At 66.5% G+C, this 16,070-nt stretch carries 14 protein-coding genes; 7 read left to right on the top strand and 7 right to left on the bottom strand.

Annotated features, from left to right (window positions below):
* Positions 1-747: 747 nt before the first annotated feature.
* A complete protein-coding gene (locus tag ACWEO2_RS38965; protein ID WP_452409945.1) occupies positions 748-1,632 on the bottom strand; it encodes an NmrA family NAD(P)-binding protein in 885 nt (294 codons plus the stop codon).
* Positions 1,633-1,728: 96 nt separating this feature from the next.
* Here ACWEO2_RS38965 and ACWEO2_RS38960 point away from each other — a divergent pair, with 96 nt between their 5' ends.
* Positions 1,729-2,703, top strand: a complete 975-nt coding sequence (locus tag ACWEO2_RS38960) for a LysR family transcriptional regulator (protein WP_452409944.1) — start codon at positions 1,729-1,731, stop codon at positions 2,701-2,703.
* Between the two features lie 525 nt (positions 2,704-3,228).
* Here the strand turns inward: ACWEO2_RS38960 and ACWEO2_RS38955 are convergent.
* The 4 genes from ACWEO2_RS38955 to ACWEO2_RS38940 form a co-directional block, all read right to left on the bottom strand.
* Entirely contained in the window at positions 3,229-4,128 is a 900-nt protein-coding gene (locus ACWEO2_RS38955) for an amino acid ABC transporter permease (RefSeq protein WP_452409943.1), read from the bottom strand.
* A complete protein-coding gene (locus ACWEO2_RS38950) occupies positions 4,125-4,799 on the bottom strand; it encodes an amino acid ABC transporter permease (RefSeq protein WP_354961810.1) in 675 nt (224 codons plus the stop codon). Before ACWEO2_RS38950 ends, ACWEO2_RS38955 begins: the two co-directional genes overlap by 4 nt.
* 125 nt (positions 4,800-4,924) lie before the next feature.
* A complete protein-coding gene (locus ACWEO2_RS38945; RefSeq protein WP_354961809.1) occupies positions 4,925-5,758 on the bottom strand; it encodes a glutamate ABC transporter substrate-binding protein in 834 nt (277 codons plus the stop codon).
* A gap of 58 nt (positions 5,759-5,816) precedes the next feature.
* Complete coding sequence (locus ACWEO2_RS38940; RefSeq protein WP_452409960.1) at positions 5,817-6,545, bottom strand: amino acid ABC transporter ATP-binding protein; 729 nt, start codon at positions 6,543-6,545, stop codon at positions 5,817-5,819.
* A 264-nt stretch (positions 6,546-6,809) separates the two neighbouring features.
* On the opposite strand from ACWEO2_RS38940, the gene miaB reads away from it, so the two are divergent.
* Both miaB and ACWEO2_RS38930 read left to right on the top strand, forming a co-directional pair.
* On the top strand, positions 6,810-8,366 hold the full coding sequence (gene miaB, locus ACWEO2_RS38935; RefSeq protein ID WP_452409942.1) for a tRNA (N6-isopentenyl adenosine(37)-C2)-methylthiotransferase MiaB: 1,557 nt from the start codon (positions 6,810-6,812) through the stop codon (positions 8,364-8,366).
* Positions 8,367-8,838: 472 nt separating this feature from the next.
* Entirely contained in the window at positions 8,839-9,420 is a 582-nt protein-coding gene (locus ACWEO2_RS38930; RefSeq protein ID WP_354959133.1) for an Rv2732c family membrane protein, read from the top strand.
* A gap of 109 nt (positions 9,421-9,529) precedes the next feature.
* Here the strand turns inward: ACWEO2_RS38930 and ACWEO2_RS38925 are convergent, their stop codons facing one another.
* Entirely contained in the window at positions 9,530-11,011 is a 1,482-nt protein-coding gene (locus tag ACWEO2_RS38925; RefSeq protein ID WP_452409941.1) for a DUF349 domain-containing protein, read from the bottom strand.
* A 266-nt stretch (positions 11,012-11,277) separates the two neighbouring features.
* Between ACWEO2_RS38925 and ACWEO2_RS38920 the strand changes: the two genes are divergently transcribed.
* From ACWEO2_RS38920 to dapF, 4 genes are read left to right on the top strand one after another with little or no spacing between them, the layout of a single operon-like run.
* Entirely contained in the window at positions 11,278-12,066 is a 789-nt protein-coding gene (locus ACWEO2_RS38920; protein WP_452409940.1) for a hypothetical protein, read from the top strand.
* Positions 12,067-12,122: 56 nt separating this feature from the next.
* Positions 12,123-13,040, top strand: coding sequence for a tRNA (adenosine(37)-N6)-dimethylallyltransferase MiaA (gene miaA / locus ACWEO2_RS38915; RefSeq protein WP_452409959.1), 918 nt, complete (start codon positions 12,123-12,125; stop codon positions 13,038-13,040).
* An 8-nt stretch (positions 13,041-13,048) separates the two neighbouring features.
* Positions 13,049-13,882, top strand: coding sequence for a TrmH family RNA methyltransferase (locus ACWEO2_RS38910; RefSeq protein ID WP_355189703.1), 834 nt, complete (start codon positions 13,049-13,051; stop codon positions 13,880-13,882).
* 27 nt (positions 13,883-13,909) lie between these two features.
* Positions 13,910-14,788: a diaminopimelate epimerase gene (gene dapF, locus ACWEO2_RS38905; RefSeq protein WP_452409958.1), complete on the top strand. Its 879-nt coding sequence runs from the start codon at positions 13,910-13,912 to the stop codon at positions 14,786-14,788.
* 329 nt (positions 14,789-15,117) lie between these two features.
* Here dapF and ACWEO2_RS38900 read toward each other — a convergent pair whose 3' ends face one another.
* Positions 15,118-16,008 carry an alpha/beta fold hydrolase gene (locus tag ACWEO2_RS38900; protein WP_452409939.1) on the bottom strand — a complete coding sequence of 297 codons (891 nt, stop codon included), beginning with the start codon at positions 16,006-16,008 and terminating at the stop codon, positions 15,118-15,120.
* Positions 16,009-16,070 lie beyond the last annotated feature (62 nt).

Below are 16,070 nucleotides of genomic sequence, written 5' to 3'. Positions count from 1 at the left end.
TCAGCAGGCGAGGTGACCGCCAGTCCACCGATTGGCGGTGCCCGTGGCCGATGTTGAACCCGTGTGTAGTTCGATGCGCCGGATCGCAACCGAGCGTCGGCCGCGCCTGGCCTGGTTGGCAGGTGAGCTGACCGCAGCTCCACTGATCCCGCGGTGTCCATGGCCAGCGTTGAGCCCGCACAGCCCGATGCCGATCTCGCCCGAGCGTCGGCTGCGCCTTCGACAGACCTAGCGGTACAGCCCAGATCGTGGCGAAGGCCGACTGGAGTGGTCCCTTGCCGATCACACCAGCGCCGTAAACCTGACTGCGACAAGATGATCCGCCGTCATTGGCGCTCGCCCGTTGCGGCCGCAACCAATCCACAGCCTGCACTGTGGTGTACGCCGATCTTGAGCCAGTGCAGTTCGGTGCACCGGATCTTGACCCGAGCGTCGGCCGTGCCCGGTTTGGTCGGCAGGCGAGCCGACTGCCGCTGCGATGTTCGTCGCCACCGTCGAACCGGTGCAGCTTGTACGCGCGATCCTGACCGAGCGTCGGCAGTGCCTTCGAAGGACATAGCGGTACTGCCAAGTTCACGGCGAACTCTGCACCGGCGTGACGCTGATCGCGCACCATCGCCTCCGAATCTGCGCTGCGACAAGACAACCCGCCATCATGGGCATACACCCCGATCGGCCGCAACCAATCCACAGCATGCACTGTGGTGCACGCCGAAGTTGCTACCCGCTGGGGGAGTGTGGGTGGGGTCAGTTTTGGAAGGCGGGGGTGAGGGATTCTTCGCACCATTGGCGGAAGGTGGTGGGGGTGGTGGATTGGGGGGTGCGGGGTTCGGCGTTGTCGAGGCCGTTGTTCTTGGCTTCGAGCATGTCGAGCATGCCCTGGGCCATTACTTCGGAGATACCGGATTCGAGGAGTCTGGTCTTGAAGGTGGTGCCAGGGATCTGCTGGAAACGGATCGGGCGGCCGAGTACTTCGGACATGATCTGTGCCATGTCGTTTCCGGAGAGGTCCTCGGGGCCGAGGATGGGGACGCTGTCCTGTCCCGTCCAGGAATCATCGAGTAGCAGTTCGGCGGCGACAGCGGCGATATCGCGGGTTGCGCAGGTTGGGCGTTTGTGATCGGGGGCGAGTGGCCAGAAGAATGTGCCCTGACTTTTGATGGTCTCGACTTGGCCGAGCATATTGTCCATGAACGAGGGCATGGCCAGCGCTCGGTAGCTCACGCCGGTGCTCGCGATCAGATCGTCCATGGCCAGCGATGCCGTGACCAGTCCGGCGTGTGCGGCTACCGCCGACCCGCGCCCGACGGCCGAGACTCCGACCACTCGCTGCACGTCCTGGCTCGTGAATGCCGCACACGCGGGCCGGGTGAAGTCGAGAAAGGCGGCATCGAGGCTCGTGGCGCGAAGGTTGGGGGGAAGGAGCCAGAACACGGCGTCGGCATCGGCGAATGCCTTGGTGACCACATCGATATCCCCGTGTGAGCCCTGCACGATGTCGACGCGCTCGCGGATGTCTGCGGGCAGGCGTGCGGGATCGCGTGCGATGACGCGCACCGGTGCGTCGTTGTCGAGCAGACGCTGGACGACCTGGTGGCCGATGGTGCCGGTTGGGGTGGTGACAACGATCATGACGACCTCTGTTCGAGTGATTTGGCATTGGCCAGTCAACTCGGCACGGCACCGAACCTGAAGGACCGATCCGATATCCGTTGATACCGTGGGGATATGAGTGATCTGGAGGTTCGCCAACTCCGATACTTCGTGGCCGTTGCGGAGGAACTGCATTTCGGGCGCGCCGCTGAGCGCCTGGGGATGGCGCAGCCGCCCCTGTCCCGCGCGATTCGGGAGCTAGAACGCCAGTTGGGTGTTCAGTTGTTCGAGCGCACCACCCGGCAGGTTGTGCTCACCGCGGCCGGTGAGGTTCTGCTCCGCGATGCCCCGACCGCGCTCGACGCGGTCGCCGCCGCCGCGCACCGAGCCCGGCACGTTGGGCAGCCCACGCCCGGGTTGCGGCTCGCGCTCAAAACCGATTACGACGGCGGGCTCCTGCTGCAGATCCTCGAGACATACCACCGTGAGGAAGCGGCGATTCCGGTCGAGGTGATGTTGGGCGGTCGGGGTCAGCAGGTCCCGGCCCTGCGCCAGGGCCGAGCGGATATCGCACTGGTGCCCACCCCGTTCGACGACCGCGACCTGGACGTCGAACCCCTGCTGACCGAGCCGCGCGTGGTTGCATTGGCGGCATCCGATCCCTTGGCCGCCCGCGCAACCCTGTGCTTGGCCGACCTCACCGGCAGAATGTTGCCCGACGGCTCACCTGCCGACCAGGACGGCCTGATCCCCAATGCCCACAGCGGATCCCACGGCCGGAACCCGGTCGCCCGCCGGACAAACCTGGACCTGGCACAGATCTTCAACCTGATCGAACTGGGCAGCATCATCTGGTTCCCGCCATCCTCGGTGGCCCGCCGCCACCCCCGCCCTGATATCGCCTACCGCCCCGTCACCGACCTCCAGCCGACCACCCTCGCCCTGGCCTGGCCACAAACCTGCCACTCACCCGCCGTAGCCGCCTTCGTCCGCGCCGCCACCACCGTCGCAGCAGCCACCTACCCACCCGAATCCGCCACGACAGAAGAACCTTCTACCTCCAGCCTTCTCGACGCGGAAGGGCTCCAAGGCGTCGTGACCTCGTCCTGACAAGGGCACACGGTCAGTGACTACCCACCCGTTCGCTGCGACCGCGACCGCGACTGCGGCATCGGTTCGGCGAGCATGCGTTGTTATCGTCCGGGCCGCTTCCGGGCAGTCGACTGCCCGCCCGAATCTGCCACGACAGAAAGGCCTTCTGCCCCCGGGTCTTCTCGACGGGGAAGGGCTCCGAGGCATCGTGACCTCGTTCTGACCAGCGCACAACGGTCGGGGACCATCCATCCGTTCGCCGGACCGCGACTGCACCCTCAGTTCGGCCAGCATGTGCTGGCTTCTTGTCGGCGCCCATCGGTCGCGGCGGCCAGCTATGCGGCCGATTCCGCTGCGGCTGACGTGTTCCACGTCCGCCGAGCGCGTCCTCGACAGGCAGTCGTGTACACACCATCGACGGACGGTCCTGGTTCCGCGCGGCTACCGATGACATGCAGATGACCCGCACCGGTCGCCGAGGCGGGAGATCCCGCGATCGGCGACCAAGGCGAGGTGTCTTCGAGCCGAACAGTCAGCTGGGGCTCAGGACTTCTGAGTGATATCCATTCCGGGGGTGGCGTCGGTCAGGACCGAGTCGGCGGCGACGACCGTGCCTCCTCTCTTGCGTTTGCGGGAGCGGAGGCGCTGCTCGAGTTTGTTGGCCACGACGGTCAGGGTGCTGTTCAGCAGAATCATTACTACTGCGACGACCATCAGTGCGGGCACCGTATTGCGTTCGGCGGCGCCGAGTTGGGAGCCCTGACGGACGATCTCGAGGTAGGTGATCTGGTAGCCGAGGGCCGAATCCTTCAGTGCGACAACCATCTGCGAGATCAATGCGGGCAGCATCGCGGTGATCGCCTGTGGCAGCAGGATCAGTCGCATCAGCTGGCCCTTGCGCAGACCGAGGGCCACCGCGGCTTCGGTCTGCCCCTTGGGCAGCGATTTGATACCAGCGCGCACGATTTCGGCGATGACCGAGCCGTTGTAGATCGTCAGCGCGATCACCACGGCCCACAGTGCGAGCTGATCGACCTTGAATACCTGGTAATCGGAGAAGACATAGAACAGGAAGATCATCAGGATCAGCACCGGGATGGCCCGGGCCACCTCGACGATCGCGCCCGCCACCCAGCGCACCAGCCGGTGTTCCGAGAGCCGCAGGATGCCGAAGATCATGCCGATCACCAGTGCGAACACGATCGACAGCAGCGCGGCCACGAGGGTGCCGCGCAGACCGGGCAGCAGATAGGTCTTCCAGACGTCCGCCTCCAGGAACGGCTTCCACTTCTCTGCGGTGAACTGCCCCTTATCGGCGAAGCCGCGGTAGAACACCCAGCCGAGTGCCAGTACCGCGACAATCGCGATGACGGAATAGATCTGGTTCCGCAGGCGCGCGCGTGGTCCCGGCGCGTCGAAAAGGACCGAAGCTCCGGAACTCATCGGGCCACCTCGAATCGCTTGGCCAGCCAGCCGAACAGCAGGCCGGTCGGCAGGGTCAGGATTACGAAGCCCAGGGCGAAGATGAAGCCGATGGTGATCAGCGCGGCCTCGTTCTCGTTCATCTTGGCCATCAGGGTCGCGGCCTCGGCCACGCCGATGGCCGAGGCGATGGTCGAATTCTTGGTCAATGCGATCAACACACTGCCCAGCGGGGCAATGACCGAACGGAATGCCTGGGGCAGCACCACGATCCGCAGATTCTGCAGGAAGGTGAAGCCCAGTGAGCGGCCCGCCTCGGACTGGCCCATCGGCACGGTATTGATGCCCGCGCGCAGCGATTCACAGACGAATGCCGCGGTGTAGATGCTGAGTCCGAGTACGGCGTAGCGGAAGTTGTTCTGCGCCAGCGAGTTCGGGCCCTCGGGTGCGAGCTTCCAACCCATCGTGGAGTAGAGCCCCAGCGAGCAGAACACGATGATCAGCGTCAGCGGGGTATTGCGGAAGATGGTGACGTAGGCGGTGCCGAGAAAACGGGCGACCGGCACCGGAGAGACGCGCATGGCGGCGACGAATGTGCCCAGGATCAGGGCGAGGACCGCCGACGCCGCGGTCAATTTGATGGTCACCCAGAAGGCGCCGAGGACGTCATACCTCGAGATCAGGTCGAACACGGTGGGCGCGTCCCTCCGATCGGATAGATGTGCGGCGGCCGGAGATCGTCCTTCCGCGCGCGATGTACAGGGGTGCTCGTAGCGAAGAGATCGGGTGGCCCGGTCCGGACCACCCGATCAGGAACTCAGTACCGGTTCACCGTCGGCGGCGTCGGCGCCTGGTAGCCGGAGACACCGACCGTGGAGTCGAACGCCTTCTTCCAGGAACCGTCCGCGATCATCGCCTCGATCGCGTCGTTGACCTTGTCGCGCAGTTCCTTATCGCCCTTCTTCAGGCCGATGCCGTAGTTCTCCGTGGTGAACGGCTTGCCGACGACCTTGAATGTGCCCGCGCTCTGCGCGGCGTAACCGGCCAGGATGATGTCGTCGGTGGTCACCGCGTCGTACGAACCGGCCTGCAGGCCCTCGAGGCACAGCGAGTAGGTGTCGTTGGTCTGCAACTGGGTGTCCGGGTAGTTCTTCTCGATGTTCTGGGCCGGGGTGGAGCCCTTCACCGAGCAGACCTTCTTGCCCTTCAGATCATTGGGGCCGTTGATGCTGTTGTTGTCGGCCTTCACCAGCAGCGACTGGCCCGCGACGTAATACGGTCCGGCGAAGTCGACCTTCTCCTTGCGCTTGTCGTTGATCGAGTAGGTGGCGACGATGTAGTCGACCTGACCGTTCTCGATCAGCGTCTCGCGCTGACCGGAGGGCGACTCCTTGAATGTGATGTTCTCCGGCTTCACGCCGAGCTTGCCCGCGACGTACTTGGCGACCTCGACGTCGAAGCCGCTGTAGGAGCCGTCCTTATTGCGCAGGCCGAGGCCCGGCTGATCGAATTTGATGCCGACGGTGAGCTTGCCGTCCTTGGCGTGGTCCAGTGCGGACTTATCGCCGCCGCCCCCACAGGCGGCGGTGCTGGCGGCCAGCGTCAGGGCTACTGCCCCGATGCCGAGTCGAAGCGCACGGTTGATCCTCATCGGTTCCTTCTCCCTCTGGTGTTTCCATGGCCGTTTACGGTTGCGGTGATTACTCGGTTCAGTGGCTCAGGATCTTGCCGAGGAAATCCTTGGCGCGGTCGGACTTCGGCGCGGTGAAGAACACCTCGGGTGTGTCGTCCTCGACGATCAGCCCGTCCGCCATGAACAGCACGCGGTTGCCCGCCTTGCGCGCGAAGCCCATCTCGTGGGTGACGACCAGCATCGTCATCCCCTCCTTGGCCAGCGACACCATGACGTCGAGCACCTCGTTGACCATCTCCGGGTCCAATGCCGAGGTGGGCTCGTCGAACAGCATCACCTTCGGGCTCATCGCCAGCGCCCGGGCGATCGCCACCCGCTGCTGCTGGCCGCCGGACAGCTGCGCCGGATACTTGTCGGCCTGGTTGGCGATGCCGACGCGCTCGAGCAGTTCCATGGCGCGCTTGCGGGCGTCGTCCTTTTTGACCTTGCGCACCTTCAGCGGCGCAAGCATCACGTTCTCCACGATCGTCTTATGAGCGAAGAGGTTGAACGATTGGAACACCATCCCGACGTCGGCGCGCAGTGCGGCGAGTGATCGGCCCTCGGCGGGCAGCGGCACGCCGTCAATGGCGATATCGCCGGAGTCGATGGGCTCGAGGCGGTTGATAGTGCGGCACAGCGTCGACTTCCCGGATCCCGAGGGACCGAGAACAATGACGACCTGCCCCTTGGGGACTTCGAGGTTGATATCGCGCAGAACATGCAGTTCACCGAAATGCTTGTCCACATTGCGCATCGAAATCATCGGTGCGCCCGTGGCGGTACTGCCCTCATCAGAACTAGTTGCCCCGGTTTTGGCCAACCCGATTGTGTCGGGCACGGCGGCTTCGTCGGTCATGGTCCAAGACCTTAAGCGGAAAACGGCGATTTGCCCCGGTTTCCGCGACACACCGTCGCGACACGCCGGTCCGACACAGGGCCGTAACCCATCCGATGCGACCCGGTCGGGGCCCGGAGCCTGCGCCGATGCGCTGAAAACCCACATTGCCCACCCCCGTACCCTGGATGGGTGGATTCGATCGGACAGGCAGTGTTGTCTCCCGCACCTTCGGCCCAGGACGGCACCCGCAGTTACGAGGTCCGCACCTTCGGTTGCCAGATGAACGTGCACGATTCCGAACGCTTATCCGGCCTACTCGAGGATGCGGGTTATGTGAAGGCCGCGCCCGGCGCGACGGCCGACCTCGTCGTCTTCAATACCTGTGCGGTGCGCGAGAACGCCGACAACAAGCTCTATGGCACCCTCGGCCACCTCGCGCCCATCAAGGCCGACCGGCCCGGCATGCAGATCGCCGTCGGCGGCTGCCTGGCACAGAAGGACCGCGACACCGTCGTGCGCAAGGCGCCGTGGGTGGATGTGGTGTTCGGTACGCACAACATCGGTTCGCTGCCGGTGCTGCTGGAGCGGGCCCGGCACAACGCCGAGGCGCAGGTGGAGATCCTGGAGTCGCTGGAGGCGTTCCCGTCGAGCCTGCCCGCCAAGCGTGAATCCGCCTATGCAGGCTGGGTTTCGATCTCGGTGGGTTGCAACAACACCTGCACGTTCTGCATCGTGCCGGCACTGCGCGGCAAGGAGGTCGACCGCCGTCCCGGTGATGTGCTGGCCGAGGTGCAGGCGCTGGTCGACCAGGGCGTGCTGGAAGTCACGCTGCTCGGTCAGAACGTGAATTCCTACGGCGCCTCCTTCGCCGATCCCGATGAGGCCCGCGATCGCGGCGCATTCGCCAAACTGCTGCGCGCCGCCGGACGGATCGACGGCCTGGAGCGGGTGCGTTTCACTTCGCCGCATCCGGCCGAATTCACCGATGACGTGATCGAGGCGATGGCCGAGACCCCCAATGTCTGCCCGCAGCTGCACATGCCGCTGCAGTCCGGTTCGGATCGGGTGCTCAAGGCGATGCGCCGCTCCTACCGCAAGGCGCGCTACCTGGGCATTATCGAGAAGGTGCGGGCCGCGATGCCGCATGCCGCGATCACCACCGACATCATTGTCGGCTTCCCTGGCGAAACCGAGGAGGACTTCCAGGAGACCCTGGATGTGGTCCGGCAGGCGCGGTTCACCAGCGCCTACACCTTCCAGTACTCCAAGCGTCCCGGCACACCGGCCGCGGATATGCCCGACCAGCTGCCCAAGGCCGTGGTCCAGGAACGCTACGACCGCCTGATCGCGCTGCAGGAGGAGATCTCCCTCGATGCGAACCGCGCGTTGATCGGCACCGAGGTGGAACTGCTCGTGGCCGAGGGCGCTGGCAAGAAGAATGCCGCGACCGCCAGGATGAGCGGACGCGCCCGCGATGGCAGGCTCGTGCACTTCCGCCCCGAAGGTACCGCCGAGCGGATCCGTCCGGGCGACATCATCACCGTCGATATCACCGACGCGGCCCCGCACCACCTGATCGCCGATTCGGCCATCAAATCGCACCGCCGCACCCACGCGGGCGACGCCCACGAACGTGGCATCACCCCCAAGACCGAACCCATCGGTGTCGGCCTCGGCCTGCCCCGCATCGGCGTCCCCGCACCGGAACCGGCCGCCGTTGGCTGCTCAACCGGTTGCGGCGCATGATCGTGCGAGCCATTGGTGCGGTTGTCACCGCGGCCAGGGCCAGCGCGGCGGTGTCGACCGCGCCGACGAAACATTCGCTGAACGCCTGCACGCGATCGAGCGGTAGCGAGGTGGATTCGTGAGCATCCGGCCGGGTGACGACGACACGGCGCGCGGTACCGGGGGAGCGGACGCCGCGCCCGACCGCGAATACGGTGCACCGGGGGCTGGTTCGTCCGCATCGAATTCGGATGGTGCCCGAGCTGATCACGCGGTCGAGGGCACGGATCCGGCGTCCGGGCGCATACCCGACGGCGGTTCCTCGACCCCGTATGAGGGCGGCGTCGCGGGCAATCCGACGTCGGGCGCGGGCGACGATGAGGAAAGTACTACCGGACGTAGTGGGTCGACTGAGGCCGCTGAGAGCACTGATGGCACAGTGGGTGCGGATAAGGCAGCGGACCACGAATCAGCCGAAGGAAACGAGGGCTCAGTGAACTCGGTCGACAGCAGCAATGACTTCGAGCAGTTCAAGGACGAACTCGACGCCGTCGAGCGGCGCATCGCCGGAGAGATCGATCCCGGCGTGCGCGCGCTGGTGGTTGCTGGGGCGGTATTCCTGCTGCTGCTGTCGTTGGTGCTGCCGCATGCCGGGGGTGCCCGCGGTTTCGATGTGCTGCTCGGCACCGATGCCGCCCGTGCGGAGCACATCGGTCTGCCGTCACGGATCTTTGTCTGGTTCGCAGTCCTGTTCGGCATCGGCTTCTCGCTGCTCGCCTTGATGACCCGCCGCTGGGTGCTCGCGTGGATCGCCGTCGCCGGATCGGCCATCGGCAGCGTCTTCGGTGTCTTCGCCATCTGGCACCGCCAGACCCCCGGCCTCGGCAACTATCACGGTGCGGGCCCTGGCGTCGGGCTGATTCTCGGCGCCATCGCGATCATCGTCCTGACATTCCACTGGATCCGCGTCGTCTGGAGCCGTACCGCACTGCAACTCGCCGCGGAAGAACAGCGCCGCATCGCGGCGGCCGCCGCCGAGGAACGCGATCGCCGGCGCCGCATCGGCGATTCCTGAACCTCCGCCCGCTGAAACGCACTGAGCGTGCACCCTCGCCAGAATCCGGCATCGATCGCCGGATTTCGGCGCAGAGTGCACGCTCAGCGCATTGCACCGCCGCTGACCATCAGCGATTGCTGACGGCACCCTCCGCGGCCTCGGCCCATTCGCGCCACTGCTTGGCCTGCTCCAGCGCCTTCTCGGCATCCCGCTTTTTTCCGGCGGCGGTTGCCTTTGCGGCCTGCTCCTCGAACTGTGCCACCCGCTCGCGGAACTGCGCTGCCCGCGCCATTGCCTCCGGATCGGTGCGCCGCCACTGGGCGTCCACCGCGTCGCGGACCCGCTTTTCGATGACGCGCAGCTTGCCTTCCAACTCCTGGATACGCTCGCGCGGCACCTTGCCGATCGCATCCCACTTGTCCTGCAGTTCGCGCAGTGCGGCGCGGGCCGAGTCCAGGCCATTGGCCGGATCGATGTGCTCGTAGGCGTGCAGCAGCTCTTCCTTGGCGGCCGCATTGTGCTCGAATTCGGCGTCGCGTTCGGAGACCGCGGCATTGCGCGCCGCGAAGAACACATCCTGGGCGCTCTTGAACCGCCGCCACAGCGCCTCGTCGGCCTCGCGCGGCGCCCGCCCCGCGGCCTTCCACTCGGCCAGCAGATCACGGAACACACCGGCCGTACCACCCCAATCGGTGGAGCCGGACAGCTCCTCGGCGCGGACGCAGAGTTCTTCCTTGCGCGTCTTCGCGGCCGCGCGTTCGCGATCGAGTTCGGCGAAGTGCGCGCCACGGCGCCGGTTGAATGCCTCGCGTGCCTTGGAGTAGCGCTTCCATAGCGCGTCGTCGACCTTGCGGTCCACCCCGCGAATCGACTTCCACTCGTCGAGGATTTCGCGCAGCCGATCGCCCGCAGCCTTCCACTGGGTGGATTCGGTGGCGATCTTCTCGGCCTCGGCACACAGCGCTTCCTTGCGCTCGGTGTGCTCGTGCCTGGCCTTTTCCTTCTCCTCCTTGGCGTGTGCCGCCGCCTCTTCGGAGTGTTCGGCAATGGCCTGCAGTCGTCGCGCCAGCCCGTCGATATCGCCGATAACGGCCGCGGTGGGTAGCGATTCGGCGATGGTGACCGCGGCGGCCTTGGTCTTGCGGGCATCCGCGCCAGCGGCCAGCCGCGCCTCGAGCAGCGCCACCTCGGTGGCCAGATCATCGAACCGGCGGCCGAAGTGCGCGAGCCCCTCGGCGGCGTCACCGGCCTGCCACGACCCGACGATGCGCTCGCCGTCGGCGGTCTTCACCCAGGCGCTGCCGTCGTCGTCGACGCGGCCCCAGGCGCTGGGATCGCTGACGGTCGGGACAACGACCGGATGCGGATGTTGTGCGGCCGGACCCGGCGCCGGTTTGATCGCATGCGGCTTCGGATGTGCCGTCGACCCACCTGGTTTGGGGGCCGCGGACGGTTTCGGGGTGGCGGAAGGTTTAGGCGCGGCGGTCTTCGGGGCATCCGAGGGGCGCGGCGTGCTGCCTGGGTTCGCTTTCGCCGTTCCGTTGCTGTCGCGCCCGCCCGTCTCCCGGCCACCACCCCTCACTGAATCGCTGCGCGATGCTTGATTCATTGCTCCTCGTCCCTGCCGCGCGTCACGGCTGCCTGGTTACGCCCTAGCTCACTCCATTGAACCCGGTCCGAGCCCTGTAAACCATCGATCAATACCCTCCGACTGATGATTCCCAGGGAAATCAACCCGTGATGACCTGGGTTGTAGCACCTCGAACACTATCAATCTCGGCCAAGTTTGCGGCAGAGACACTCGAAGCCGGGCGTTACGGAGGGCGACAGCGGCGGTGTGGATCGCTCATTCGGCCAACGACTACGGTTTACGGCGTGTTCTCCATTGCGGCCTTGGTCCCGTCGCCGCCGATCCTGGTGCCCGAGCTCTGCGGCGGTCTCGCGCACGCGGCAGGGGCCGGTCCCGATGACGCGCCAGCCGTGCTGCGCGCGGCCGCACTCGCCGCGGTTGGCGCATTGGCCGAGGTGACTCGGCACTGGACGGTCATCGGTGTTGGCGAAGCCGCGCAGGTCGTCGGCCAGGACGCGGTGGGCACCTTCCGCGGTTTCGGTGCGGACGTCCGGGTCGCACTTTCCGACGATGCGCTTGCGCGGGCCCGGCACAGTCCCGACGCAGCGGATCCGCAGCTGCCGCTACCCGCCCTGATCGCCGGGTGGTTGCGTGGACAGATCGCACCCGATGCGGTGGCCTCGACGACGCTGGTCGCCGCGGATACCCCCGCCGATCGGTGTGCCCGGATCGGCGCGGACCTGCGCAGCGCCCTGGACGGCTCGCCCGAACCGGCCGGTGTCCTGGTGATCGCCGACGGCGCCGCGACCCTCACAGTCAAGGCGCCCGGCTATCTCGACGAGCGCGCCGCCGACGTGCAGCGCGAGCTGGACCGGGCCCTGGCAGAGGGTGATACCGCGGGACTGCTCGCCTTGGATCCGGCACTGTGCGCCGAACTGGCACTATCCGGGCGCGCGGCCTATCAGGTGCTTGCTGGACTGTTCGCCGCGGATCCGAAAGCCCCCTACGTTGAAACCCTGTACAGCGATGCCCCGTTCGGCGTCGGGTATCAGGTGAGCGTCTGGCGGCCGAGCGCATCGGGAGGTGGTTCGTGATCGATTCGGATTCGCATTCGACGGGCTCGGCGCCGGGGAACCCGTTGTCCGGCAACGTGATAACTCCGATCGCCGTCGTCGGCCCCACCGCCACCGGCAAATCCGATCTCGGTCTCGATCTCGCCGAGCGGCTCGGCGGCGAAATCGTGAATATCGACGCCATGCAGCTCTACCGCGGCATGGATGTCGGCACCGCGAAACTCCTTCCGGGCGAACGCCGCGACATCCCGCACCACCAACTCGATGTCCTCGACGTGACCGAAACCGCGACCGTCGCCGCCTACCAGGCCGCGGCCAGCGTGGACGTGCGCGAGATCATGGCCCGCGGGCGCATCCCGATCATCGTGGGCGGGTCGATGATGTATGTCCAAGCGCTGCTCGATGATTGGGAGTTTCCGGCTACCGACCCCACGGTCCGCGTGCGCTGGGAGCAGCTGCTGGCCGAGCGCGGCCTCGGCGCGGTGCACGAGGCACTGCGACAGGCCGATCCGGCCGCCGCGGCGACGATTCTGCCCACCGATGGCCGCCGCATGGTGCGCGCGCTCGAGGTCGTCGAACTCACCGGCCGCCCGTTTGCGGCGTCGGCGCCCGCCATCGGACGACCGCGCTGGGGCACCGTGATCATCGGGGTCGACCGGGAGACGGCCGAACTCGACGCGCGCATCGAATTGCGCACCGCGCGGATGTTCGAGGCCGGTCTCGTCGACGAGGTCCGTGGCCTCATCGATCAGGGTCTGCGCGAGGGCGTCACGGCGCGCCGGGCGATCGGCTACGTGCAAGTCCTGTCGTATCTGGACAACGAATACGACCTGAACCACGCACAGGAACGCACCCTGATCGGCACCCGGCGCTACGTCCGGCGGCAGCGCTCGTGGTTCCGCCGCGATCCCCGGGTGCGCTGGGTGGACGGCGCCGATCCCGATCTGGTCGTGACCGCACTCACCCTGCTCGAGAAGGAACGGACGCCGCAGTGACACGTCGTATGAGTACCCGCAATGCCTCGGTGCAGGTGTGGCAGGCGTACCTGAGCAACCGCACCAAACGCCACCGCGACGGTCGCTTCCTGGTGCAGGGCGTGCGTCCGATCACCCAGGCGATCGCCAACGACTGGCCGCTGGAGACGATGCTCTACCGGCTCGGCACGCCCGACCTGTCGAGCTGGGCGCGTGAACTACTGGAGACCAGCGGTGTGCCGCAGGTCGGCCTGGTGCCGGAGCTGATGGCCGAACTCGGCGAGAAGTCCACCGGCATACCGGAATTGGTGGCCGTCGCGGTATCGAAGCAGCCCGAGCTCGATACCTTCGAACCCGGCGAACCCGGTGACCCGGCACCGCCGGTGGTGATCGTCTTCGACCGCCCCAACTCGCCGGGCAATCTCGGTACGCTCATCCGCTCGGCGGATGCGTTCGGCGCCAGCGGCATCATTGTCACCGGCCACGGCGCCGACCAATACGATCCGCAGGCGGTGCGTGCGTCCACCGGTTCGCTGTTCGCCATGCCGGTATTCCGTGCGGCCGGGACCGCGCAGGTACTCGAATTCCGCGACCGGCAGGTGCAGCGGGGAATCCCGACCCGCATTGTCGGCACCGACGAGAACGGCGCGCACGCGGTCTTCGACTACGACTTCGCCGAGGCGACCATCCTGGTCATCGGCAATGAGACCAGCGGCATGAGCGCGGCCTGGCAGCAGGCCTGTGACGATATGGTCTACATCCCGATGGGTGGCACCGCCAGCTCGCTGGGCGCGCCATCGGCCGCCGCGGTCGCGCTGTACGAAATTTCACGGCAGCGCCGTACGTTGGTTCGAGGACGATAAGCAGGGAGAATGCGCGACGTGTCGGATATCGAGTTCACCAAGGGCCATGGCACCCAGAACGATTTCGTGGTGCTGCCCGATCCGCAGGTCCGCCTGGACCTGACCGCGGACCGGGTGGCCGCGCTCTGCGATCGCCAGCGCGGCCTCGGCGCGGACGGTGTGCTGCGGGTGGCGCGCGCGGGTGCGCTGCGCGACGCCGGTGTGCTCGCCGAGATCCCGGAGGGTGTCACCGACTCCGACTGGTTCATGGACTACCGCAATGCCGACGGCTCGATCGCCGAGATGTGCGGCAACGGGGTGCGGGTTTTCGCGCACTACCTGGCGGCACAGGGATTCGAATCGCGCGCGGAGTACGTGGTCGGCAGTCGGGCCGGAGCCCGTCCGGTCACCGTGCACAGCGGCGGGCCGGTCAACGGCGAGGTCACCGTCGGTATGGGGATGGTGCGCGAATTGGGCCCGTCGACTGCCACCATCGGCGGCTGGGCGTTTCCCGGTATCGGCATCGATGTCGGCAATCCGCACCTGGCCTGCGTCGATGCGAGCCTGTCCACCGACGCGCTCGCCAAACTCGACCTCGGCGTCGCCCCCGGATTCGACCCGGATCTGTTCCCGCATGGCGTGAATGTCGAGATCGTGACCGGACTGGTCGACGGCGCGGTAGATATGCGCGTCTATGAACGTGGTGTCGGCGAAACCCGTTCCTGCGGAACGGGAACTGTCGCCACCGCGGCGGCCGCCTTGGCCGCCAACGGTTTCCGCATCGCCACCGATAGCGGTGAGGTCCGGGTTCGGGTACCCGGCGGTGAAGTCACCGTCCGCCTGGCCGAGGGCGCGGCATGGTTGCGTGGGCCGTCGGTGCTGGTGGCAACCGGTCGGATTGCCGAAAGCTGGTGGGAGGCCGCCTAGCTCGCTGGTCGCGTGGCCTCGGTCCGCGTCGGCCTATCTGCTCCGCGGTGCTCGGACATCACAACCAGTGGTGAAACGGAGACGATCAATGCCATTGGCGGCGATCCCTCATCAGCGCACACCGCATCTGGCGCCGAACCATCGTGGGCAACTCGGGCGGGTTACCACCGAGATCAGTAATCGCCCAGCGCGCGGAGCTGAGCGACGACATACCGCACGCGGACGGTGTGTCGATCGAACACCGGGCGAGGTGTGGCGGGCGGCCACCGGCCGAGCTCGAGCGTTGTCGCCGCGCCACCGGGAGTACGAGGATCGGCTCTGACGAATGCTCACCGGCCCGCTTCGGATACGCCCAGGAAGTCGAGGACGATCGGGAGCAACAGCGGTGTCTGGTCGAATACGGTGAGATGTGAGGTAGCGGGAAGCACTGCCAAGCGTGCGGCGGGCATGCCCTTGGTGCCCTCGACGCCGCCACCCAGGAGTCGGTACATCTCGATGGTGTGCTCGGGGCGGATTATGTCGTTGTCGGCGGCGATGATCAGCACCGGAGACTGGATGGACCTGATCTGCTCCGGAGCGTAGGTCGGTGTGTGGGCATCGAGATCCTTGACGCGTTCGACCACCTTCGGGAAATCCTCGGGTCGCGGGGAAAGTCGGTTGTACTCGGCCAGGAACGGGGTGCCTTCGAAGACTTGTGGTTGCAGTTGTGCCAGCCCTTCGTGCAGCCCCGGTTGTGCCCCGCGCGGGTCGTAGCCGACGGAGGTCAGCACCAGCTTGCGAGACAACTCCGGGTAGCGGACGCCGATATCGAGGCCTATGGTTGCGCCGTCGCTGAAGCCGAAGAAGTCGGCCTTGCGGATGCCGAGCGTGTTCAGCACCGCGACGGTGTCATCGGCCATGGTCTCGTAGCGCAACGGCCGGTCTATATCGGCGGTGCGCCCATGCCCCTGCTGCTCGATGGCGATGACCTGTCGGGTTTTCGCCAGATCGGGCAGAATCTTGCCGAATGTGCTGTCGATGTTGCTGAGCCCACCATGCAGCAGTACCAGTGGCGGCAGACCGTTGGGTTCGCCGTGCACTTCGTAGTACATGTTCAATCCGTTGACCTGAGCGTAGTGGCCGGGATGCACGGTGGTGGTCGGCTCCGCGGAAGAGCCGCAGCCGGACAGGATGCCCGCGGCCAGGGCGGCTGCCGCGATGGCGGCGACGGTCTTGCGCATCGGATGCTCCAAATGATCGGGTTGGCGGGTCCTCTCGGCCCCTGACACCCCTAGGTCGAATG

Source organism: Nocardia sp. NPDC004278 (assembly GCF_053602975.1).
This window is presented reverse-complemented; position numbering and strand designations above follow the sequence as displayed.